Source organism: Sphingobium sp. SJ10-10 (assembly GCF_036038995.2).
Lineage (GTDB): Bacteria > Pseudomonadota > Alphaproteobacteria > Sphingomonadales > Sphingomonadaceae > Sphingobium.
The window spans coordinates 1,257,332-1,281,718 of record NZ_CP158132.1; the positions used below are offsets into that span (position 1 = coordinate 1,257,332).

Genomic DNA, 24,387 nt, shown 5'->3' on the forward strand with positions numbered 1-24,387 from the left:
TGCCGTGCTCCCGCCTTCGCAGGAGGACGGCGTCTCTCCAATCAGGCCTTCAGCTTCCACCCGCGCTTGAGAAGCGCATAGCACAGCACTCCCAGACCGATATTCAATCCCAACAGCACCAGGCTGCCCACCACCACATCGCCGTCCGCCGCCGCGACGAATCCGTAGCGGAAGCCGGAAATGGCGTAGAAGAAGGGATTGGCATGGCTGATAGCGCGAAAGACGGGCGCCAGCCGGTCGATCGAGTAGAAAGTGCCCGACAGGAGCGTCATCGGCCCGATCACGAAATTGGTGATGGCGGCGGCATGATCGAACTTTTCCGCCCAGATCGAGGTCAGCACGCCGATAAAGGCCGTCAGTCCCGCGCCCATCAACCCGAACCACAGGATCGCCCAGGGGTGAGCCGGGGTCACGTGCACGCCCGGCCAAAGCGCCATCGCGCCCCACAGCGCAAGCCCCACGCAGACAGCCCGGGTCACCGCCGCGCCGACCAGCGCCAGCAGCAATTCGCTGACCGACAGCGGCGGCATCAGATAATCGATCAACGTCCCCTGCATCTTGCCCGCGAGCAGGGAAAAGCTGCTATTGGCGAAGGCATTGTTCATCATGCCCATGATCATCAGGCCCGGCGCGATGAAATCCGGGAACGGCACGCCCAGCACCTGACGATTGGCCCCGCCAAGCGCCAGGGTGAAGATCACCAGGAACATCAGCGTCGTGACGGCAGGCGCCCAGATGGTCTGAAGCTGCACCTTCATGAAGCGCCTGACTTCTTTCCGGTAGAGCGCGCGGGTTCCCGCCCAGTTGACATTGCGGATGACCAGCTCGCCGGGTTCATGGAAAGGCGGCTGATGCGACAGGGAGGCAGCAATTTTGGACTGGTCGTTCATGATCGGATCGACTATCGGCTGAGGGGTTGTGCCGCAAGAGCGTTATGCACGGGAAATTGAACCTGTGCTGGCGCGCCCCATATAGGGCGCGGATTTGAAATTTTGAGGAGTCATTCATTGTCCTGGACCGACGAGCGTATCGACCAGCTCAAGGCAATGTGGGAACGGGGTCTGACCGCCAGCCAGATCGCGGACGAACTGGGCGGGGTCAGCCGCAACGCGGTGATCGGCAAGGCGCATCGCCTGGGCCTGCAATCCCGTCCTTCCCCGGTTAAAGCCAACGAAGTGCCGAAAAAGGCAGCACCGCCCCTGCGCAAACCCGCGCCAGAGGCCGAAGCGCCCAAGCCGGCCGCTCCGGTGCATCACGCCGCCCCCTCGCCGGTCCGGCCTGCGGCTCCTGCCACACCCGCACCGGCTCCAGTGGCGGCCGCTCCGGATGCGGAACCGCCCAAGCCGCAGCCGCGCATCATCTCCGTCGGGCCGGGCGGCTTCCTGCGCCAAGGCCCCGGCGACCAGCAGGCGCCGATTCCGCCCGCGCCGCCGCGTCGCCTGGTGCCGGCCAAGCCCAGCCCGGAAATCGCCGGCAAGACCACGCTGCTGGACCTGACCGAACGCATCTGCAAATGGCCGATGGGCCATCCGGGCGAGCCGGACTTCCACTTCTGCGGTGAGACGGTCAATCCGGGCTTCCCCTATTGCGTCGAACATTGCGGCCGTGCCTATCAGGCGCAGTTGCCGCGCGGCACGCGGCGTCCGCCGCCGCCACTGCCCTTTGGCGGACCCAGGGTCCGGTAAAAAATACGATAGATGCGGAAAAAAGGGCCGGTTCTTAGAAAGAGCCGGCCCTTTTCCTTTGCGCGTCGCGCTTGCGCACGACGCGCACCCGCTTATAGCTATATCCATGTCCGATCTGTTCGAGAGCCAGCCCACTTCTTCCCCCGGCTATGACGCCTCCACCATCGAAGTGCTGGAAGGACTGGAACCGGTTCGCCGCCGCCCCGGCATGTATATCGGCGGCACGGACGAGCGGGCGCTGCATCATCTCGCCAGCGAAGTGCTCGACAACAGCATGGACGAAGCGGTGGCGGGCCATGCCACGCGGATCGAGGTGCTGCTGGAGCCGGGCAACAAGCTCACCATCACCGACAATGGCCGCGGCATCCCGGTCGATCCGCATCCTAAATTTCCCGGCAAATCGGCGCTGGAAGTCATCCTCACCACGCTCCATTCAGGCGGCAAGTTCACCGACAAGGCCTATGCGACCTCCGGCGGCCTGCACGGCGTCGGCATCAGCGTGGTGAATGCGCTTTCGATCATTACCGTGGTGGAGGTGGCACGCAACAAGGAGCTGTTCCGCCAGAGCTTCACGCAAGGCCTGCCCAGCAGCGGGCTGGAGAAGGTCGGCGCCGCGCCCAACCGGCGCGGCACGTCGGTCAGCTTCGTGCCCGATCATGAGATTTTCGGGGAGCAGAAGTTCAAGCCGTCCCGTCTCTACCGGCTGGCGCGGTCGAAGGCCTATCTGTTCGCGGGCGTCGAAATCCGCTGGAAATGCGCGCCCGAACTCATCACCGACGATACGCCGCCTGAGGCCGTGTTCCAGTTTCCCGGCGGCTTGGCCGATCACCTCAAGGAACAGGTGGGCGACCGGGAATGCGCGACCAGCGCCTTTTTCTCCGGGTCGCAGGATTTTCCCGATTCGGTCGGGCGCGTCGAATGGGCCGTCGCCTGGCCGCTCTGGTCGGATGGCAGCTATAGCTGGTATTGCAACACCATCCCGACGCCCGACGGCGGCACCCATGAAACCGGGTTGCGCGCCGCGCTGGTGAAGGGCATCCGCGCCTTTGGCGAACTGGTGGGGCAGAAGAAGGCGAAGGACATCACCGCCGACGACATCGTGACCTCATCGGAGGTGATGCTGTCGGTCTTCATCCGCGATCCCCAGTTCCAGAGCCAGACCAAGGACCGGCTCACCAGTCCGGAAGCTGCGCGGCTGGTCGAGAACGCCGTGCGCGATCATTTCGACCATTATCTGTCCGACCATATGGAGCGCGGCAAGGCGCTGCTCGCCTATGTACTCGACCGCATGGACGAGCGGCTGAAGCGCAAGCAGGAGAAAGAGGTCAAGCGCAAGACCGCGACCAATTCGCGCAAACTGCGGTTGCCGGGCAAGCTGACCGATTGTTCCAACGACGATCCTGAGGGCGCGGAGATTTTCCTGGTCGAGGGTGACTCGGCGGGCGGTTCGGCCAAGCAGGCGCGTGATCGCAAGACGCAGGCCATCCTGCCCTTGCGCGGCAAGATCCTCAACGTAGCATCAGCCAACACCGCCAAGATCCTCGCCAATCAGGAGATTGCCGACATGATCCTGGCGCTGGGCTGCGGCACGCGCAAGGACTGCAACCCCGATCATCTGCGTTACGAACGCATCGTCATCATGACCGACGCGGACGTCGACGGCGCGCATATCGCGACGCTGCTGATGACCTTCTTCTTTCAGGAGATGCCGGAACTGGTGCGGCGCGGGCATCTCTATCTGGCCCAGCCGCCGCTCTATCGCCTCGTGGCCGGGGGCAAGAGCCTCTACGCCAAGGACGATGCGCATCGCGAAGAGATTCTGCGCAAGGAATTCAAGGGCAAGAAGGTCGAGGTCAGCCGCTTCAAGGGGCTGGGCGAGATGAATCCGGGCCAGCTCCGCGAAACGACCATGGACCCCAAGACACGCAGCCTGATCCGCGTCACCCTGCCCGACGATATCGAGGATCGGCAACAGGTGCGCGAACTAGTCGAGCGGCTGATGGGCACCAACCCGGCGCATCGCTTTGCCTTCATTCAGGAAAATGCCGCGACCGTGGATGAAGAGGCGATCGACGCCTGATCGAAAGGCTCGCCTGAACAGGGGCGGCAAAAGGGGCGGCAATTTTTTGCCTAGCGCCGCGTTAACCAGCGTGGCGCACCGGATGTTCAATTTTTGGCGCGATACGGGCAAGCATGTCAGGCTTCGCCCCGCCCCTTCATTCCCCGGCCCTGTGCCGTGTCGCGCTCCGCGCTGCGCCTGCCCTGTTGCTGGCAACGGCAAGCGGTCATGCGCTGGCGCAAGCGCCGCTGGCAGCCTTTCCGGACGCTCTGGGGCGGAACGTTGCCGCCTATACGCCGGCCGAACGAATTTCCGCCAATCTCCTCGCGGGCGGCATGAGCCGTCTGGCGGCGATCAGCGCGCAGCAGGGCGGCGGGAGCATCCAAACCGCCTGGATCGCGCAGCCCGCCGTTCCGGACGCTATCGTCAACGACCGGCGCATCAACGATTTCAGCGGCAAGCTGCCCGGCTGGCAGTTGCAGGGCGTACAGCTTTCCGTGGCGAGCTATCGCCAGCCCGAACTGGTGCCGGGCTTCATGCGCGGCTTTCTGCCAACGCCGACGGCTGCTGCGATCCCGCAGGCAAGCGCTTTCGTCATGCCTGCTCGTCCTGTTCCCGCATTTTCAGGCCAGCCGCCACGCAATGGGCAGCCCGACGTGTTCGGTTCGGTGGCCATGCCGATCTCCCGGACTCTGCTCGACGGCAAATGGGCTTCGGTTTCGGCGGCCCTGCCCGGCAAGGGGGTTTGGAGCGCTGTCCTCAATGCAGCTCGCGGCTCGTCGACGCAGCAGCAGGTCGAAATGATCAATAGCTGGGTCAACCGGCGGCTGCGTTTCGTGGACGACCGGCAGGGCGGCGACAATTGGGGTTCGGCGGCGCGGACGCTGCAAAGCGGCGCGGGCGATTGCGAGGATTATGCTATCGCCAAGATGAAGCTGCTGGAGGCGGCGGGCTTCGACCGGCACGCCATGTTCCTGGTGATCGCCCGCGATCTGGTGCGGCAGGCCGACCATGCCGTGCTGGCGGTGCGGATCGGCGGCGATCTGATGATCCTCGACAATATGACCGACCGGGTGCTGCCTTCATCCAGCGTCAGCGATTATCGGCCGATCATGAGCTTCAATGCCTTTGGCCGCTGGACCCATGGCTATCGCGTGACGACGCCGCAGCCGGTGCAATTCGCGGCACGCTGAGGGCATCCTCGCCTTCCTGGTGAATCATGCTCCTGCGGAGGCACTCGAACGAGACGCGTGGCTCGTGAGAGCCCAGTTCAAACGGTAGAGCGATCATCCCAGGGCGGAACTGGGCTCCTGCCTTCGCAGGAGCACCTCATCCTTGGGGAATGGCTTAACGCTCCCGGAGCGCCTCCGACCGCGCCTTCATGATGGGCTTGAGCAGATAGGCCAGCACCGATTTGCGGCCAGTCATGATCTCCACATCGCACACCATGCCGGGCGTGATCGGCAGCTTGTGCGCGCCAGTGCCGAGCCATGCGCGGTCCGTCTCCACAACCACGGTGAAATAGGCTTCCCGCGTCGCTTCGTCATAGACGCTGTCGGCCGAAACCTGCTGTACGGTCCCGGACAGTCCGCCATAGATGGAAAAGTCATAGGCCGTCACCTTCACCACCGCGCGGTCGCCGGTCTTGATGAAGGCGATATCGTTGGGCTTCACCCGCGCCTCGACCAGCAGTTTATCGCCCACCGGCACGATCTGCATGATCTTCTGCCCCGGACTGACGAAGCCGCCGATGGTCGTCACCTGCACGTCATTGACCACGCCATCGACGGGCGAGCGGATCTCCGCCCGCTGCGCCCGTCCTTTTGCGCCCCGAAGAGACTCGCTGTTGACGGCGATCTTGGCCTCGAGTTGACTACGTTCATTGAGCGCGTCCTGCCGGAACTGGAAATTTGCCTCGGACAGTTGCGCCTGCGCCTCACGGATAGCGGCGGAGGCACGCGACGCCTGTTGCTGCGCCGCGTTCAGTCGTCCCTGCGCATCCACCAGATCGCGACGGGCATCCAGCAATTCGGTCTGCGGGATGATCGACTTCGCGGCGAGCGGTTCCAGCATCGCCACACGCTGGCGCGCCAGTTGCACGCTGCCGCCAAGGCTGTCGATGGTCGCCTGCGCCTCGCCCAGTTCGCGGCGGCGCTGGTCGACGGCGGCCGCCATCGCATCCTGCTTGCTGCGCAGCGCGGATTGGCGGACTGCGGCCAGCGCCTGTTCCTGCGCGCATTCCGGCCCGCCGGTCGCGCAGGCCGCGCCGGTGCCTGTGCCTTCCTTCTCCAGACGCCCCGCGCGCGCGGTCAGCGAGCGCGTCTCCGCCTGAATCTGCCCCAGTTCGGACGCCAGCATGGCGTCATCCAGGCGCACCAGCAATTGTCCCTTGCCGACCTTCTGCCCGGAACGGACCAATATTTCCTCGATCGTGGTCGGTTCGGCGGACTGGATGACCTGCGCCTTGCTGGACGGGATCACCCTACCCTGCCCGTGCGTCACTTCATCCACCGGCGCAAGGCTGGCCCACATCAGGAAGACCAGCATGCCGCCGCCGCTGTAAAGAATGACCTGCTTGTTGCCCGGTTGCCCCCGCAGCCAGCGTACCCAGCGCGAAATCATGGTTGCACCCCTTGAAGATTATGGTCGTCGGCCGCCAGCGCGACCGGCGCGGCCTTTTGCTGGCGGGCGAGCATGTCGCCCAACGCGCCGCCGCTTGTCGAAGGATCGGGGATGGTGAGCTTCCACCCCTTGGTCGGGTCCATGCGGCCGCCCACATCATTGGATGCCCGGCGTTCGGGCAAAGCCGCGACGGGCGGATAGTCGATCGCGGGTTCCGCGACCGTGGCGAAGCGCGCCGGATCGAAGGCCGGAATATGCTCCCCGCCTGCATAACGCCCGGTGAATGCCCCCGGCAGACCCCAGCCGCCCGGCCAGCGATAGAAGATATGCGCGCCGACCTGCGCCAACTTCGCCAGATGCGGCGCCCAGCGCGGGAAGACATAATCGGCATGATAATGGGTTGCGGTGCCCACCTCTTTCTCGACCCGTCCGGCCAGCGCATCGGCGGCGATCCGCTTCGCCCGGCTCCAGAGGTCCGGCAGCGGGTGGCGTGCAAGGGAGCCGTCGCAGACGAAGCTGAACTGGCAAACCGACGCGTCGAAGCGCTGGTAGACGACGCCGCACACCGTCTTGGCGAAGGCGGGGTGGCGAACGCGGTTCAGCACAACCTGCGCGACGGCGCGCTGGCCGCTTTCGGGCTCGCGGGCCGCCTCATAATAGACGGCTTGCGTCAGGCACTGGAGCGCGCGGTCATGATCCTCGCCCGCGGTCGTCAAGGCGCGGAACGGCTTGGCCGAAGCGATCATGCCGCCAGAGAAGCCGAGACGCTGATTTTCCTCGCGAGCCTCGTCGCCTTCCGCTGCGGCGTCGGTTTGCTCGGTCATCTGGACCAAAGCGAGATATTGGCGGGGGATCTCTGACGCGGACTCCACGATCTTGGCCTGCACGGCTGGGCGGGGTTGGTCGTGGCGCAATAGCACCGCCGCCGCCGCCGCCAACGCCGCTGTGGCGAAGCAGCCAAGGCCTAGGATCGCAGCACGCCGTGTTCCTGCAAAGGCAGGAACCCAGTCCGGCCGTCTGAACTGGGCTCCGGCCTTCGCCGGAGCACGTGGCGCCATGCGGACAGGCTGCGCGCTCATAGCCCTGTCCCCCGCTGGAGCTGGCCGATGATCTCGTCACGCGGTCCATCGGCCAGCACCACGCCCTGATCGATCACGATCAGCCGGTCCACGATCCGCAACAGCGCATGGCGGTGGGTCGACACGATCAACGTCTGATCGGGTTCCAGCGCCTTTTCCAGATGGTCGATGAAGAGATTCTCGGTCTGGTTGTCCATCGCGCCTGTCGGCTCGTCCAGGAAAAGCAGCTTTGCCGGTTCGACCAGCGCGCGCGCCATGACGAGGAAGCTGCGTTGCCCGCCCGAGAGGCGGCTGCCGCGTTCACCGATATGCAGGTCGAACCCCGCCGCATCGCGTCCGAAGAAGCGCGACGCGCCTGAACGCTCCAGCGCCTCCAGCAGCTTTTCCTCGCTGGCTTCGCGGGCGCCCAGCAACAGATTCTCGCGCACCGAACCGCTGAACAATTCGGCATCCTGGCCGACATAGCGGAAGGCGGAACGCAGCTCATGCGGATGATATTGGCGGCTGTCGATTTCATCGATGGTCAGCAACCCGCCAGTGGGCGGATAAAGGCCGCAGATCACCCGGCCCAGCGTCGACTTGCCCGACGCCACCCGGCCGATCAGGCCGATGCGCTCACCCGGCTCGACCCGCAGATTGATGCCGCGCAGGCTCGGCTGGCTGGCGCCGGGATAGGCGAACTCCAGCCCCTGCGCGACGATCGCGCCTTTACGGATCTTGGGGATGATGCCCCGCGCGCCGTCCAGCCGCTCGTCGGGCTGATCGATCAGCGTCTGGAGGCTGTCGAGCGTCGTCATCGCCTGCCGCGCCCGCACAATGACGAAGGCGAGCTGCCCGACCGGCGCCAGCGAACGCCCGGCCAGCATGACGATGGCGATGATCGCACCCATCGAAATGTCGCCCGCCGCGAACATATAGAAGCCGCCGATGACCAGGGCGATGCTCGTCACCTGCTGGCAAAGGGCCGCCAGGGTCACGCTCTTCGAACTCAGGCGCCGCAGCTTTTCCTGCGTCGCCGCGCTCATCCGGGCGTAGCGGCGCCAGCGTTCCAGCATGCGCCCTTCGGCCCGGCAGGCCTTCAGCGTCTCGATGCCGCCAATGGCTTCGACCAGCGCCGCGCTTTGCAGGCTCGAATCCGCCTGGGCATCGCGTGACAGGCGGGCCATCGACCGTTGCAGGAAAAATCCTGCGCTCGCCATGATCCCCATCATGACGACCGGTACGATGGCCAGCCAGCCCCCCAGAAGCGCGATAATGCCGACGAAGAAGAAAAGGAAAGCAATGTCCACCACCAGGACCACGGTGGTCGAGGTGAAGAATTCCCGCACGGATTCGAACTCGGACACGCGCCGCGCCAGCGCGCCGGTGCTGCCGGAGCGGCTTGCCAATGGCGTGTTCAGCACCTTTTCGAACAGGCGTTGCGAAAGGCGTTCGTCAATCTCGCGCCCCGCCTCGTCAACCAGCCTGGCGCGCGCGATCCTGAGCGCGAAATCCAGGCTGAAGGCCAGCATCACGCCGACGCCCAGCACCCAGAGACTGGACGCCGCCTTGTTCGGGATGATCCGGTCATAGACGTTCATCGTGAACAGCGGCAGCGCGAAGGCGAGCAGGTTAATGATCGCCGCGGCCAGCATCACATAACCGAAGCCGCCGCGCGCGCGCCAGACTTCCCGCCAGAACCAGTGCTGGCGCACCCGCTCGTCCCAGGGACGTTCCTCGGCGCGTTCACGGCCATGGTCGGCCATGACGACCAGCGCTTCGCCGGTGAAATAGCCTTCCAGATCGCTGAGCGGCGCCCAGACCGCTTCGCTCGCATGAGGAAGCTGGACCAGCGCATCGCCGGCCTTGATATCCAGCAGCAGCAGGAAGCGCCCGCCCCGGAGCGGCAGGATGGCGGGCAGATTGCCCGGCCGCCATTTATCCAGCCGTCCCCGGACATGATCGCTCAAGAGACCGATCTGGTCGAGCGCGGATTCCGCCTGATGAAAGGGCAAGCGCCCGGATTCATCGACGGCGAGGCCGGCGCGAAGGCTTACGATACCCGGCGACCGGTCGAAATGCCGCGCCGCATGGGCGATGCTCTCCACCAGCTCGTCGCTAGGCGTGCCTTGATGGTCCAGCCATTCGGCCAGACTGAGTGTGCTTCGTTCCAACATTGTTTCCCCGCCCATCCGGGCTTGCGCCCGGATGGCCCCAAAGATGGATCTTAGCCCGGATAACGCCGCCGCTGCAATTCAGCAGGCGGCAAATCGGGGACATCATATTTCTTCCGCGCATAGGGGTTTGCGCCCGAAGGTGCCGCTATGCCCAGAGTATCGAGAAGCGTGTTGGTGGCGGCCAGGATCTGATATTGCGCGAAAATCTCGGAAAAACGCGCCGTCTCGGTCCGTACCTGCGTGTTGAAGCGGGTGTTCTGGCTGTCCAAAACGTCCAGCAACGAGCGCCGCCCGACATTGAACTGCTCGCGATAGGACACCAGCAGCCCGTCGGACACCGTGCCCTGCCGCGACAGGTCGGTGACACGCTTCTTTTCCGTATCCCAGCGATTCCAGGCGGTGCGGACATCTTCCTCCGCCTCGCGCTGGCGCTGGCTCAGGCGGAAGCGCGCTTCGCTCGACCGGCGGGTCATTTCCTGGACCTTCGCCCGGTTGATGCCGCCGTTATAGAGCTGCCAGCGCACGACCACCCGGCCCTGAATGTCGTTGGTGTTGCCCTTGAAGCCGTCCACATCCTGTCCGACGCGGCCGGTTCCTTCCAGCGAAACCGTCGGCCCGAGCTCGGACTTGGCCTCATCCACCACGGCATGGGCCGCCTGAATATCGGCCTCTGCCTCACGCACCAGCGGATTGTTGGTGCGCGCGGCGGCAATGGCTTCGTCCAGCGTCGGCGGCACTGCGCTCATCACCGGATCGGGCATGGTGACCTGATCGATCGACAGGCCGGTCAGCGTGCGGAACTGGATGGCCGCATTGGTCATGTCCTGCTCCGCCTCGCTCTTGCGGACGAGGGCGGCTTGCAGCCGTTCTTCGGCCTGCTGCTGGTCAGCGATGCTGATCGACCCCTTGGTCACGCCTTCGCCCAAATCGCCCAGCAACTTGCGGTGGAAGGCGATATTGTCGTCCGCCGCCGCCACGACCCGCTGCTGGAGCATATAGTCAAGATATTGGCGGGTGACGTTCAGCGCCACGAACTGCGAGCGTTCACCGACGCGCAGGGCCGCGCCATCGGTCCGCGCTGCCTGCCGCCGCTTTTCCGCGCTGCGATAGCCCGAGTCCCAGACGGTCTCTTCGGCCCGCACGCTCGCTTCCAGCGGCCAGAGCGTCTGGTTGTCAAGGTTGAGGGCGCGGCGGGTGGCGTTTTCCAGACGGCGGACGCCAGCCGATCCCTCTACGCTGACGCGGGGCAGGTAAAGACCCTGCGCCTGTTCACGTTCGAACTCGATCGCTTCCTTGTTCTGGATCGCCTGGTTGATCTCCGGATGGCTGTCGATCGCCGCGGCGATCGCGCTCTTGAGATCGGTGGTCTGGGCCAAGCCCGTGCTAACCATCGCCGCCGCACAAAGGGCGATCAGGCTGCCGCATGTCTTGCGCATGATAGTCATGCCTTCTTCCCCTTAATTCGCGCTGGCGGTGATTTCGACCCGACGATTCATCGGTTCGCGCACACCATCTGCGGTTTCGATCTTCAACTGGGTTTCGCCCAGACCATTGACGGTCATGGCATCCGTGGCGATGCCCCCCTGGCTCATCAGGCTGGCGACATTCTGCGCCCGGCGCAGCGACAGACCGTCATTATAGCGGGTGCCGCCCGACGTATCGGTGTAGCCGGTGACGCCGAAGCGTTTCCAGCCGCATTGCGCCGCCGTCTGCGTCAGCGTGGAGATGGTGCTCGCCCCTTCGGAAAGCGGCGTGTCCATGTTCCAGTCGAAGAAGATGGACACCGCCGGTGCCGTACAGTCCAGCGCGGGTGGGGCTGAAGCTGCCGACACCGGCGGCGGTGGCGGCGCCGAAAGGCGTGCCACAAAGTCGTCGCACTTGTTGATGCTGTCCGCATCCTTCGTGCCGGATTTGATGAAACCGATGGCGATGCCGCACTGGTTCTTCGCCTCGACGGCGTAGGTCCAGCGGCTGTCCTGGGCCGCACGCACGCTGGCGTCGCCCACAGCCTTGACCGCCGTATCGTAACGGCTGGTCAGCGCATCCCTCAGTTCGGACTTGCCGAGTTGCAGCAAGGGCGAAGCAGGCGCCGCCCAGGCCGCAGTCGTCGTCAGCATGGCAGTCACCAGCCCGACGGCCGCCGCCCTTTCCAACGCATTTCGCATATTCACTCTCCCCAAAATTCCCCGCGAGAAAATTTCCAGATCAGCCCCAAAATCAGCCATGGGCGACCGCCATCGCTTCATGCGCCACCATCGCCGCGTCAAAGATGGCGGTGGCCGCTGCCAGATGCCCGCTGTCCACCGCCTCGCCCGCTACCGGGTTGAGGAGGAAGGGCGCGGCGACATGCTCGCCACCCGGCAGGGCGGCCAGCAACGCATCGATATTCGGCACGTCATGGGCGCCCAGCGCCTCCTTCACGACCTCCGCCGCATTCGCTGCCGGAGCCGCCTGCTGGGCCGCCAGAACCGCCGCCGCATTGCCGTCAAAGGCAGGCGGCAGGTCGATCGACTGCGCCAACAGACCCTGATGACCGCCCAGATCGGGCTGAGATGCCTCAGCCGTTTCGGTTGCCGCGGCATGCGCATCGCCGCCGCCGGACAGGGTGGCATGCTCGGGCGCAGTTTCCTCGCCGCCATGGCTGGCCGGCGCGGCGGGCTGCTCATGCGTCGCCTTGTCGTCTGTTGCCGCGATCTTGGTCGACGAGTCTTCCTGCGTCGTGGTCGGCTCGGCCGTGACCGTGGCGGCCGGCGCGGTTTCCGTGACCGGCGCGGCGTTATCGGTCGTGGTCGACGCGGGCTGCTCCTCAGTGGTGGTTGCGGTTGCGCCCGCCACCGCGACCAGGCTGGCCGCTACCAGCGCCTGGTTGAAGCCGCTAGCCGTGCTCTCCGTCTTGCTGGCGTCGCTTTCCTTGGCGCCGGTCGCAAACAGCACGTCGCCAATCGTGCCCTTGGTGCCGTCGGTGCGGACGAAGCTCGCTTCGCCCAGCACGGTGACGTCGCCATTGGCGGCGGTGTAGCTCTTGCCGTCGGCGTTGAGTTCGATCGCGGCGATCCCGGCATCGGTGAGCGACTTGAATTCGCCCGCATCCACCACGCCATTGCCGTTCGCGTCCTGCCACACGCCGAATTCAGCGAATGCCGCATCCTTGGCATCGAACACGCCGTCGCCATTGCCGTCATAGGCAAGGCGCAGGCCGTCCAGGTCGCTCGCCGCGCCGGGCGCGTCGTCGGCAAAGACGATGTCATAGCTGCCACCCGTCGCATGGGCGAGCAGGCCGTCATCGGAAGACATCCAGGCCGTCGCAACCTCGCCATGACCATAATCATGGGTCACGCCGCTCGACAGGCCGACAAACTCCAGCCCGTCCCCGTCGAGATCGATGGCGACCGGAGGAACGGCGACCGGAGTCAGCGTCACGCTGACCGAGCTGTTGACGCTATCGCCGTCGGCATCCGAAGCGACGATGGCGTGGTTGATGTTGATCGGGGCGCCGCTGTTCAGCGTCTCGACCGAGAACACGCCAAGATCGAAGGGGTTGTTGACGTGCGGCGCTTCCACCAGCACTGCATCGAAGCCCTTGGTTCCGACAATCTCATATTTGTCGTTCACCTGCAGGCCAGAGATGGTGACGCTGCCCGAAGCGAATGTCACGCCGATGCTGCCCTGCGAGCCTGTGCCGGTGAAGGTGTAGATATTCCCCGTGCTCACATCGGTCACGATCACCTTTGCGATCGGGACGAAGCTTTCGCCTGTCTCTGGCGTCGCGGACGAGAAGCCCAGATCCTGGTCGTTGTCGGCATCGATGGCCGTGACCTTGATCGACACCGTATTGTTGGGATTGCCACCGACCTGAGCGATATTCTGCTCGAAGCTGATGACGCTCTGATGATCGGCATAGGCGAAGCCCGTGGTCGTGCCCGCGCTGCTGGTCAGCGTCTTCACCAAGTCGATGCGAACCCCCTCGTCAGGATTGACCGACTGGTTGTCCACGCCGATCGAGTCGCTGTCGGTATTGACCGACCCCCGCGCGCCCGACGCGCTGCGCCCGGAGAACAGCACATCGATGGCATCGGTGGTATCGACCCCAAGGCCGCGATAATCGGTATTGCCTGCCTTCGCGGAGCTGAAGCTGCTGATCGAAATTTCGCTGCCGTTGGTGATCGTGCCGTAGAGGTCGAACACATATTTGTCCGTTCCGGGCTGCAGCGTCATCGTATAGCCGATATCGCCATCCGCGGTCTTCGCCGTCAACACATTGGTGCCGTTGCCGAAAATGAACAGGTCTTCGCCGTTGAACCGCAGCGTCGCACCGCCCGTATCCTTGGCAAGCGTGCCATCGGTGATGTTGAACAGCGCATTGCCGACGCCGTCAGCGCCCGCCACGCTGGCGAAGTTGAGATTGAAGGATGTCGCCGGGCTATCATTGTTCGCCACCGATCCAGCCGCTGGCGTGAAGGCGCTGGGCATGTCGTCGTTGAACGAGATGTTGAGCTGTCCAACGGCCGAGGATGTCGGGTTGGTCGTTGCGTTATAATCGCTGTCGGTGACGAGGAAGTTGAGGCTGACCGAGGCGTCATTCTCATTCCCGCCCGCCGCGTGCAGTATATTGTCGAGCAATGTCGCCGTATAGGCGCCGGTGGTCGGATCGACGGCAACCTGGAACAGCGGCGTACCACGGCCGCCAACCGTCGTGATGGTCGCGGTCAGTATGTTGGTCGTGCCGTTCCAGCTATAGGATACCGTATCGGTTCCCACCGTGCCGGTCGTACCGTTCAGATTGGCGAAGGTCACGCTGCCGCCGCCGTCCGCGCCGAAGGTGAAGGGCAAGGTGCCGCTATAGCTGGCCTCGCTGGGACCGGCCAAGCCGTTGTCGCCCACATTGGCGTCGACGTCGCCGGTCGTGCTGGCCGCGTTGCCGCCGGTCAGGCCGTCATCGTCCAGCTTGGCGGCGGTGTTATCCGCCGTCGGCTTGTTCGCGTCACCTGCGAAAGTGAACTTCAGCGTCGCGCTGGCCGTATCACTGTCGGCATCGCGCATGACATAGGTGAAGCTGTCGAACGATCCCGAAGGAACCGATGCCTTGGGCGTGTAGATGTAGCTGCCGTCGGAGAATAGCTGCAACGTGCCATGGGCGCCGACGATCGTCTGGCTGCCGCCCAGCGCGATGGCGTTACCGCCGATCGACACCACGGCTCCCGGCGTGTCCGCGCCGACATGGTCGTTGGTCAGCACATTGCCGGTGGATGCCAATGCCTTTTCGATCGTCGTGACATTGTCGTCGACGGCGATCGGGCTGTCATCCTCGATCGTGACGGCGATGCTGGTGGCGACCGTGGCGGTGCCGTCGCTGACGTTCACGGGGACCGAGAAATTCTTCAGATCCTCGACATTGATGCCGCTATGATCGACCGACTGGAGCAGCGTCACCGTATAGGCGCCGCCGTTGGTGATGGTGATGGTGATCACCGGCACCACACCGACCGAACCGGTCAGCGTCTGCGTGCCGACGCCGCTCCAGGTGACAGGCAGGCCGTCGGCGGTCAGCACCGCGCCCGGATTGCCCAGCGTCATGCTGATGCCGTCGCCGTCCACGTCGCTCGCGGTGATCGTGCCGGTCGCCACCGTCGCATTGGTGGTGTCGTTCGGCAGGCCGGGTGCGGTGTCGGCATTGGCGCCGGTCAGCCCCTCTTCCGAGACGACCGCGATGCCGCTGCCGACCTGCGGCGCGTCATTGGTGCCTTGGATGGTAATGCGCAGCACGGCAGTCGTGCTGTCGCCGTCGCCGTCCGTGATCGTATAGGTGAAGCTGTCCGTCAGCGTCTGGCCGTCGTCCAGATGCTGGACCGCCGCCAAGCCATTGTTCAGCGTATAGGTATAGCCGCCCGAGGCATTGAGGACGAGCGTGCCATAGCTGCCGATCGCGTTGCCGCCGATGGAACCGCCGGTCACCGCCGTCACCGCGCCGCCCGCCGCCGAACCGTCGGCGCCCAGCGAGTCCGCGCCTGCCGGATTGCCGTCGCTGCCCGCGCCGGTCAGCACATTGCCGCTGGCCGTCAGCGTGACGTCTTCCTTGACGACGTCGGTATCGTCGGCCGCGACCGGCGTGTCGTCGTCGACATTGATCGTCAGCGTGCCGGTGGCCGTATCATTGTCGGCGTCCGTGACCCGATAGGCGATGTCGAAGCTGACATTGTTCTCGTCACTGCCAAGCGGGTGGACGATCGCGGCATTCTGCGCCACCGAATAGGTGCCGGCGACCGGATCGGTCAGCGTCACGGTCAACACGGTCGTGCTGCCCTGCTTCACCTGCAGCACGGTACCGTTGCTTTCATAGGTGAAGCCGACCGGCGCGCCGGTGGCGAGCAGAGTGATGCCGCCCGCGCCGTCCGCGCGATAGTCATGCCCCAGCGTGCCGGTGGCGTTGACGCTGTTCGCATCGTCGCCCGTGCCGTTCGGATTGCCGCCCAGCGCGTCGTCATCCAGTTGCACGACCGGATTGGCGCTGACTACCGGCAGGTCGTCGGACACGGTAACCGAGACGGTGCCGGTGGCGGTGTCGCCATCGGTATCCTGCGCGATCACCTGCACGGAGCCGAGCGCGACCAGATCGTCCACATTGACGCCCGGATGCGTGTCATAATTGTCGTTGAGCGTGGCGGTCACGGTCGCGACATTGCCGACGACCGACAGGTCCAGCGTTACGACGACGCCGCGCTCGTCCGAACCGGTGATCTTGGTGTCGGACACCCGCAGCCAGGTCAGGTCGCCGGTCAGGCCGCCAATGCCACCGAAGACGATCGAGGTGATGGCGTCCGAACCGGGCGTGAAGGTGATGGTGCCGCTGGTCGAGTCCGGATTGCCGGAGCTGGTGCCGCCCGCCAGATTCTGGTCGTCCAGCGCCAGGGTGATCGGGCCGCTCGCGCCGGGTTCCGCGCCGTCCGTGACGGTGATCGGCTGCACGGCGGTCGACTGGTCCCCGTCGCCATCGGTGATGACATAGGAGAAGCCCGCGCTGACCCCGTTCGCATTATTGAGATTGGTCGACGGGTTGAAGGTCCACGCCCCCGCCGCCGTGAAGGTGTAGGCGCCGTAGGCCGTGTTCACATTGGTCGTACCCTCGGCGTTGACCGCCGTCGTGACGCCGCCGATCGTGACCGAGGTCAGGATGGCGCCATCCGCCCCCTGCGTGTCGTTGGTCAGGACATTGCCGCCGATATTGGCGCCGTCCTCCGCCACGGTCTGGGCGACGTCGTCCACCGCCGTCGGAATATCGTCCACCACGTCGATGGTGATGGTGCCGTTGGCGATATTGCCGGAGCCGTCGACCGCCTGATAGGTGAAGACCTCCACACCCGCCAGCGGCAGGGCGCCGTCATTGGCCGTCGGGCCGTCGACCGGCGAGGTCAGCGTATAGGTGTAGCTGCCGTCGCTGTTGAGCAAAAGCTGGCCATGGCTGCCGGTCGCCGGGCCGGTCAGCGTGTAGCTGACTGCGCCCACGACATTGAGCTGGCCCGTCGTCGTCTCCGTCGGCTGACCCGGCGTGCTGCCGGTGACGCTGCCAGCGGCGATGTCGTCGCCGGTGATGCTGGTGTCCAGCGCCGCCTCAAAGACCGTCTTCGTCTGATTGTCCGCCGCCAGCGCGACATTGGCGACATTGATGGTCAGCGTCGTCGTCGCCAGATCGCCGTCCGCATCGCGGATCGTGTAGACGAACACATCCTGCTTGTCGGCGGAGATGACGTTGGGCGTCGCATCATAGCGATAGCTGCCGTCGGCAAAGAGGGTCAGCGTGCCGTAATCGCCCGCGACCGCCGTGCCGACGTCGCCGCTGACCGGCGCGCTTGCGTCGCTGCCCTTGGCCACGCCGACCACGCCCGGCGCATAGCCGTCCGCGCCCGGCTGGTCATTGTGGAGCACGCCGTCGCCAGCCGTGACGACCAGCGAGTCGCCTTCGGTCACGGAACCGCTGTCGGGCGCCGCGATCGGCGCGTCGTCCAGCACGGTGACATTGATCGTATCGGCCGGCGAGAGATCGCCGTCGCTGTCGGTCACGCGCACGGCGAAGGCGTCGCCCGCCTTGGGATCGGCCGCGCCGCTGATGCCGTCACCATCCAGCGGGTTATTGTCGGGATGGGTCGGATCGTTGACCGCCAGCGTGTAGCTGTAGCTGTAATGGCCCGCCCCATCGGAGGTCACGGTCAGCATGCCCGCCGCGCCAGCGACGACCACCGGCGTTCCCGCATTGGCCGCCGTCACGTCGATCCAGGCGCCGTTCTTGTCCTGCACCTCGACCTTGGTCAGCGTATCGCCGCCGGTCGCGATGGTCATGGAGCCGGTTGCGGTCTCGCTGTTCCCGTCCTCCTGCGTGCCGCCGGGCAGGCCAGCTTCGGACACGGTCATGTCGGTTGCGCTGACGGTCGGCGTCGAGTCCTGGAGCAGATTGATCGTCACCGTGGCGGTCGACTTGTCGCCGTCGCCGTCGGTGATGGTGTAGGTGAAGCTGTCGCTGCCCTCCGCGCCCGCATTGGGCGTGTAGAGGAATACGCCATTGCCCTGATAGACGACGGTGCCCTTGGCCGCGCCGGTTTCCAGAGCTACCCCGCTGGCGAGGTTGACGCCGTCGGCCCCGGCTACGTCATTGGCGAAGACGTCGATCGTAACCGCCGCATTTTCCGTGAGCTGGCCCGCGCTGTCGTCCACTGCCGTCGGCACGTCGTCGACCACGCGGATATCCAGGCTGGCGCTATCGGTCGACCCATCGGTGTCGGTGACGACGACCGCAAAGCTGTCGGTCAGGCTGCCATCGTTCGCGCCGGTGTGCAGCAGCGTATTGTCGTTGAGGACATAGCTGTAGCTGACCGTCCCACCGATCACATCGCCATCCGCGCCCACGGTCGGCGTGAAGCCGGTGATGCTGAGCGTGCCATAGGCGTTGGACAGGGTGACGCCGCTGATGAAGCCGCTCGCGCCGAAGATCGGCTGCCCGCCGACCGTGATCGCCGCCACGCCGTCCAGCGCGGACAAAGTGAAGTTGCCCGTCTGCGTCAGCGCCGCCGCATCTTCCGAGCTACCCCCCGGCAGATCATTTTCGAGGACGGTTTCCTCAGCGCCCTCGCCGTCCAGACCGTTGATGGTCACGCCATCGTCGCTTCCCTGGATGGTGATGGTGATCGTCGCGCTGGACGGATCGCCGTCGCCATCGGTCAGCGTGTAGGTGAATGTTTCGGTCAGCGTCTGGTTCTTGTCCAGACCCTGGACCACGCCATTTTCATTGTTCAGCGTATAGGCATAGCTGCCGTCCGCCTGGATCAAGAGCGATCCGTACAGCCCGGCCAGCGGCGCGCCGACGGTTCCAGCCGTCTCGCCAAAGACGATGCCGGTGACATGCGCGCCGTCGGCGCCCTGCACGTCGGCATTGCCGTCCGTTGCGTTGGCGTCGCCGCCGCCCGAACCGGCGATGACATTGCCGTCAGCCACCAGCGGACCATCCTCGCGAACCGAATCCGCGTCATTGGTGGCGGTCGGCACGTCGTCGATGATGGTGATGGTCAGCGTGTCGGTCGCCTGGTCGCCGTCGACGTCGGTGACAGTGACCACGAAGCTGTCGGTCACATTGTCGCCGGTCGTGTTGGTGGTCAGGGTGTAGCTATAATCGATGCTGCCTTCGCTGATGCCGGTGATCGTCAAAATGCCCTTGTCGGTGACGATCTCCTGCCCGATCCCGGTGATCGGGATATTGTTGATGGTGACGCTCGCCGGACCATCAGGCGCGGTGTAGGTGATCGTGCCGTCCGTCGTGTCGACGCCGCTGCCCGCATTGGAGCCCACCGGGTCGGTCAGGCCGGATTCGTCGACGATCGTGCCCTCACCCACCTTCGGGATGGAGATGATCATGACGTCGCTATTGGCGATATCGATCCGCAACGTGGCGGTGGACAGATCACCATCGCCGTCGCGCAGCGTGTAGCTGAAGCTGTCGCTCACGCCGCCCGGCGTTCCGGCCGCGCGGACATAGCTGTAGCTGCCGTCGGCGTTCAGCGTCAGCGTGCCATAGGCGCCCTCGAAGGTGCCGGTGGTCGCCACCACGGCGCCGTCCGCGCCCTTGACGTCGGCGCCCGCCGCGCCGGAGACGGTGCCCGCCCCGGTGATGACATTGCCGGTTTCCGGGCCATAGGTGCCAGCCGCGACGCCATCGACATCATTGTTGGCGGTCGGCACGTCATCGACGATCTGCACGTCGACCGTGGCATTGGCGGTCGACCCGTTGCGGTCGGTCGCCACCACGGCGAAGCTCTGCAGGATGCTGTCCACGCCTGCGCCGCTGTGGCCCAGGCTGTTGTCGGTCAGCACGAAGCTGTAGGTAAAGGTCCCGGCCGTCGGCACGCCGCCCTGCGTGGCGGTCGCGGTGAAGCCGGTGATGGTCAGTGTGCCGACCGGCGTCGTCACCACTTGCCCGGCGACGAATGCGCCATTGGCCAGCACCGACACGCCGCCGACCGTGACGCCCGACAGGCCGTCAGCACCGCTGACGCCGAAGGAGCCGGTCTTGGTGAGGCCCGCCGCGTCGGGCGAGCTGCCGTCCGCCAGGTCGTTTTCCAGCAGGACAACTTCCGCGCCCTCGATCCCCGGTGCGCCGTTGAGGCCGGTGATGGTGATGCCATCGTCCGCGCCGTTGATGGTGATGGTCAGCGTCGCCGTGGAGGTGTCGCCATCGGCATCGGTGATCGTATAGCTGAAGCTGTCGGTCAGCGTCTGGCCGGGCACCAGGAACTGCACCGCCGCATTGCCGTTGGCGAGCGTATAGCTGTAGCCGCCCGACGCGGTCAGCGTCAGCGTGCCGTAAGTCCCCTGAAAGGTGCCGGTGGTCGACACGACGGCCCCGTCGGCGCCCTGCACATCGGCAACGCCGTCGGTGGCGTTGGCGTCGCTGCCGCCGCTGCCGGTCAGGACGTTGCCGTCGGCGACCAGCGGGCCGTCTTCGGTCACGCTGTCGACGTCGTTGACGGCGGTAGGCGCATCGTCCGCGATGGAGATGGTCAGCGTCGCGCTCGCCTGATCGCCGTCATTGTCGGTGACGACAACGGTGAAGATTTCGGCGGGCGGCGCGCCAACGACATTGTCGCTCAGCACATAGTTGTAGCCGATGGCGTCTTGCGCGATCGAAGTAATGGTCAGCACGCCGAGCGGCGTCACGACCGTCTGACCGACCGTCGTGATCGCAACGCCATTGATGGTCACGCCGGCCAGGCCGTCATTGGCGGTGATGGCGATCGTGCCCGTGGTGCGCTCGCTGTCGCTGGCAGCCGCCGAACCGGCCGGTTCATTGCCGCGCGCAGGGAGGCCTGCCTCGCTCACGCCAGCAGTCGCGGCGGTGGCGCCGGTGGGCTGATCGGGCGTGATGATGGTGACTTCCGGCTCTTCATCGGGCGCGATCGGCAGGATTTCCCGCGTTTCGGGCTGAGGGAACAGCAATTCGGTGGGCGGCAGCAGATCGCCCAGACCATGAGGATCGCCTACATTGCCGTCCGGACCGAGGAAATTGCCGCCGGAGCTGCGCGGCGGACCCGCGGCAGGCTGGGGCTCTTCCCCGATCAGCAGGGCGGCCAGGTTGACCGACGGAATTTCGACATCGCCCACGACCAGGCGAGGCATGACCACCGCGCCGTCCAGGATCACCATGTCGGTGCCGTCGGGCAAGTGGACGATCAGATTGCGTCCGGAAACCTCGATCTGGTTGATGTCGGTTCCGGCGGGCAGCACGACGGTGCCGTCGGGATTGGGAGCGACCGTCCGAACGACGTCCGCATGATGCATCTTGCCGGGATGGACCGCCTTGCCCTTTGCGGCCAGAGCAGCCGCTTCAGGATGAAGGGCCTGCTGATGGTCGGCGGTGTCTTTGCTGTTCCAGTCGCGCTCGAAATCCATTGTCCATCCCACCTGTCGCCATGGGGCATGGAGGGAGCGCGCAGAAGGCCTCGCTCCGAATGCATGGTGCATACGGACCTGGCGCCTTCCCCGACATTGCGGCAATCAGCGGATCAGCTATTGCCCCTAGTCAACGTTCTCCCGCCGGCAGGACTCTTTGCCAAAGTCGACTGCCGCCCCGGATTAACCATCTGCTTTTGTGTTTTTACTGACCCGATGGCTGACCTTATTCGCCGCCGTGCGAAATGAGTCACGCAGATTCCAGTTTTGTTAACCATTTTAATGCGATAGGGACTGAAAAATAACTTAAGGTCTATTACGAAAGATATAGTTTTTATCAGCCATGCATATCCTTCAGCCTATGCTGAACTTGGGTTTGGTTAACAAACAAGGCTTACGACATATGCGACTCGGACGAGTCGATTGCCTTCTGGCTCTTCCGGAAGCTGTGTGCGGTTTGGCTTCGAAAATTATGCGAAAGGCGCATCGGCGCCGGTCGATCAGCCCGAAATTCCGCTCGAGCGGATATGGAAACGGGCGACCGGCTTATACAGCCAGCCGCCCGCCCGAATTGCGACCCATAGGCTTATCTTTACGGAGCCGTGTTTTCCTTTCCCCGGCTTCGTCCAGTCGGCCTGTGACTGGCGATAAGCTATGGAAAATCAACCCCCCTCCGATGAGAATCAGGAATAGCGGGTGCGGTATTTTTAACAATTAACCCGATGACTTATATCCAAGGTTAATTTTCAAGACGATGTGACGAAAATGCAAGCATATCGGTGCTCATGGACGCTTTTCGTCTATCGATTCCATTGCCGTTGCAGGTGTTTTTTCCACATTATCCACATGGGGCGCCAGTTCCGGCACGGGCGTTGCTGCCGGATCGGCGCTATCCATTGTCGCGCCCTTGGTGGCTGCGGATTCCGCAGACGCCGATGGGGCGGCAGCAGGCTGCGATATGGCGGCGACGATCTGTTCCATCCGCTGGCTGCGCGTGCTGCCCGAGCCGGTGGTCCGCCGAAAACTGCGCAGCGCATAATCGGCCAGCGGCCCCGCCGCGTCATAGCGTTTGCGCGCCATGTAGAAATCGACCAGATTTTCCACGGCAAGCTGGGTATTGGGATCATCCTCCCCCCGCGTCCGCAAATAGCTGTCGAAGACGCGCCGGTACAGGCTCTCCGCCTCCCGATAATGTCCGGTCGAATCCAGTTGCAACGCCAGGTCGTTGGCGGAAATCAGCGTGCGGGGATCATCCGCGCCGAACAGTTCATCGGCCAGCGCCAAACCCTTGCGCGCCGGATCGATGCCGTCTGCGGGCTTGCCCAAGGCATAGGCCGCCTGGGATGCCGCCACCAGCTTGCGCCATTCCTTTTCCCGCGCTTCGGTAATGTCCGGCACATAGGGCGCCTGCGCCTGCAACGGCGCCGCAAGGCAGAGCAGCAAAGCGCCCCGCATCATCCAGACCCTCTTGCCGCCGCCCAAGGCCACTCTCCCTACACAATCCCTTGCCGATGGATGTTAGAGCAGATTCCGATCCGATTGCATCGGCTCGAATGCTCTAGTCTTTTGATTTGACGCGTTTTCCAAGCCAGCAGATGATACCATCTGCTTCGAAAACGCTCTACGCCCAACAGTCTTAAGAAAGTGCAAGCGCGGACCGATTACCCGGTCAGCGCCTCGACCAGAGCCTTGACCTTCTTCTGCCGCCATTGCGGCAGCGGCGCGATCAGCCAATAGGCCAGCGGCGAAGGCGCCGGATCACCGACCTGCCGGACCCGTCCTGCGGCTATATCCGCCTGCGCCAGCAAAAAGGGCACGCAGGCATGGCCGAAGCCGTTGGCCGCCGCTTCGATCGCCAGCCCCGCATCGGCAACGCGGATCGTCGCGGGCGCATCTCCCTTGGGACAGCCAGGCCATTCGATACGGTGGTCGGGGCCGCCCCCGGCTGCTTCGACGGTGACGAAGGACGCTTCGCCCAGCTTGATGCCTTCATTCTCGCCCGGCCCTTCGGCAAGGCGCAGGGCAAGGTCGAGATTGGCTTCGGTGAAGTCCAGCGTCTCGTCCGCCGCGACCAGCGCGAATTTGAGGTCGGGCTGGCTGGCCGCATAGCCCGCGAGGCGCGGCTGGAGCCATTTGGCGGTGAGGTCGCGCGGCGCCGCGATGGTGAGCGAGGAACTGGACTGGCCCGCCTGCATGGCCCGCACCGCCTCCTCAAACTCCAGGAAACCGGCGCGCAGGGCGGCGAGACCCGCCTCGGTTTCAGGGGTCAGTTCCAACCCCTTGGGCGTGCGGCGGAACAGCACGACGCCCAGCAGATCTTCCAGGGCGCGAATCTGCTGGCCCACGGCAGCAGGGGTCACGGCGAGTTCATCGGCCGCGCGGGTGAAGGACAGGTGCCGCGCCGCCGCATCCAGCACGCGCAGGCCGTTCAACGGCAAATGGGTACGCTTCATTCAGCCACCGCCGGCGCGATCAGCGCGAAATGGGGGATGGCGATGTCGAACGTCTCGCCGCTGGCGCCGATCATATGATAATGGCCCTTCATCGAACCCGTCGGCGTGTTGAGCGGGCAGCCCGACACATAGTCGTAGCTCTTGCCCGGCTGCACCACTGGCTGTTCCCCTACAACGCCGTCTCCATCGACCCGATGCTGCGTGCCCCGCCCATCGGTGATGATCCAGTGACGGGTCAGCAGTTGGATCGGCTGATCCCCGTCATTCTCTATGCGGATATGATAGGCCCAGAACCATCGGCCCCGGTCCGGCTCCGACTGTTCGGGCAAGAAGGTGACGGCCACATGGACGTTGACGTCACGCGTGGTCGCGTGGAAGGGGAAAAGTGCGTTCACAGGGTAAGAA

13 protein-coding genes are annotated in these 24,387 nt (G+C 64.8%); 3 read left to right on the top strand and 10 right to left on the bottom strand.

Annotated features, from left to right (window positions below):
• Positions 1–41 precede the first annotated feature (41 nt).
• Positions 42–890: an ABC transporter permease gene (locus VVT58_RS06010; RefSeq protein ID WP_327752143.1), complete on the bottom strand. Its 849-nt coding sequence runs from the start codon at positions 888–890 to the stop codon at positions 42–44.
• A 117-nt stretch (positions 891–1,007) separates the two neighbouring features.
• Between VVT58_RS06010 and VVT58_RS06015 the strand changes: the two genes are divergently transcribed.
• The 3 genes from VVT58_RS06015 to VVT58_RS06025 all read left to right on the top strand — a co-directional run bounded on the left by VVT58_RS06015 (position 1,008) and on the right by VVT58_RS06025 (position 4,937).
• Positions 1,008–1,685, top strand: coding sequence for a GcrA family cell cycle regulator (locus VVT58_RS06015; protein ID WP_066556223.1), 678 nt, complete (start codon positions 1,008–1,010; stop codon positions 1,683–1,685).
• Between the two features lie 106 nt (positions 1,686–1,791).
• Positions 1,792–3,765: a DNA topoisomerase IV subunit B gene (gene parE, locus VVT58_RS06020; RefSeq protein WP_066556221.1), complete on the top strand. Its 1,974-nt coding sequence runs from the start codon at positions 1,792–1,794 to the stop codon at positions 3,763–3,765.
• 113 nt (positions 3,766–3,878) lie between these two features.
• Positions 3,879–4,937, top strand: a complete 1,059-nt coding sequence (locus VVT58_RS06025) for a transglutaminase-like cysteine peptidase (protein ID WP_327752141.1) — start codon at positions 3,879–3,881, stop codon at positions 4,935–4,937.
• A gap of 154 nt (positions 4,938–5,091) precedes the next feature.
• Here VVT58_RS06025 and VVT58_RS06030 read toward each other — a convergent pair whose 3' ends face one another.
• From VVT58_RS06030 to apaG, 9 genes are all read right to left on the bottom strand, one after another.
• Positions 5,092–6,366 carry an HlyD family type I secretion periplasmic adaptor subunit gene (locus VVT58_RS06030; protein ID WP_087575676.1) on the bottom strand — a complete coding sequence of 425 codons (1,275 nt, stop codon included), beginning with the start codon at positions 6,364–6,366 and terminating at the stop codon, positions 5,092–5,094.
• Positions 6,363–7,445, bottom strand: coding sequence for a cell wall hydrolase (locus VVT58_RS06035; RefSeq protein WP_327752139.1), 1,083 nt, complete (start codon positions 7,443–7,445; stop codon positions 6,363–6,365). The genes VVT58_RS06030 and VVT58_RS06035 overlap by 4 nt, the downstream gene beginning before the upstream one ends.
• Positions 7,442–9,601 carry a type I secretion system permease/ATPase gene (locus tag VVT58_RS06040; protein ID WP_087575674.1) on the bottom strand — a complete coding sequence of 720 codons (2,160 nt, stop codon included), beginning with the start codon at positions 9,599–9,601 and terminating at the stop codon, positions 7,442–7,444. The genes VVT58_RS06035 and VVT58_RS06040 overlap by 4 nt, the downstream gene beginning before the upstream one ends.
• 50 nt (positions 9,602–9,651) lie before the next feature.
• Positions 9,652–11,046, bottom strand: a complete 1,395-nt coding sequence (locus VVT58_RS06045; protein WP_327752138.1) for a TolC family protein — start codon at positions 11,044–11,046, stop codon at positions 9,652–9,654.
• 12 nt (positions 11,047–11,058) lie between these two features.
• Positions 11,059–11,766: an OmpA family protein gene (locus VVT58_RS06050; protein WP_197672775.1), complete on the bottom strand. Its 708-nt coding sequence runs from the start codon at positions 11,764–11,766 to the stop codon at positions 11,059–11,061.
• A 52-nt stretch (positions 11,767–11,818) separates the two neighbouring features.
• The gene (locus VVT58_RS06055; RefSeq protein WP_327752137.1) at positions 11,819–21,529 is read right to left on the bottom strand and encodes a VCBS domain-containing protein; all 9,711 of its coding nucleotides are present in this window, start codon (positions 21,527–21,529) and stop codon (positions 11,819–11,821) included.
• Positions 21,530–22,312: 783 nt separating this feature from the next.
• Positions 22,313–22,987: a tetratricopeptide repeat protein gene (locus tag VVT58_RS06060; RefSeq protein WP_327752136.1), complete on the bottom strand. Its 675-nt coding sequence runs from the start codon at positions 22,985–22,987 to the stop codon at positions 22,313–22,315.
• A gap of 203 nt (positions 22,988–23,190) precedes the next feature.
• Entirely contained in the window at positions 23,191–23,982 is a 792-nt protein-coding gene (locus tag VVT58_RS06065) for a LysR family transcriptional regulator (RefSeq protein ID WP_327752135.1), read from the bottom strand.
• Positions 23,979–24,377, bottom strand: coding sequence for a Co2+/Mg2+ efflux protein ApaG (gene apaG / locus VVT58_RS06070; protein WP_176595413.1), 399 nt, complete (start codon positions 24,375–24,377; stop codon positions 23,979–23,981). The genes VVT58_RS06065 and apaG overlap by 4 nt, the downstream gene beginning before the upstream one ends.
• Positions 24,378–24,387 lie beyond the last annotated feature (10 nt).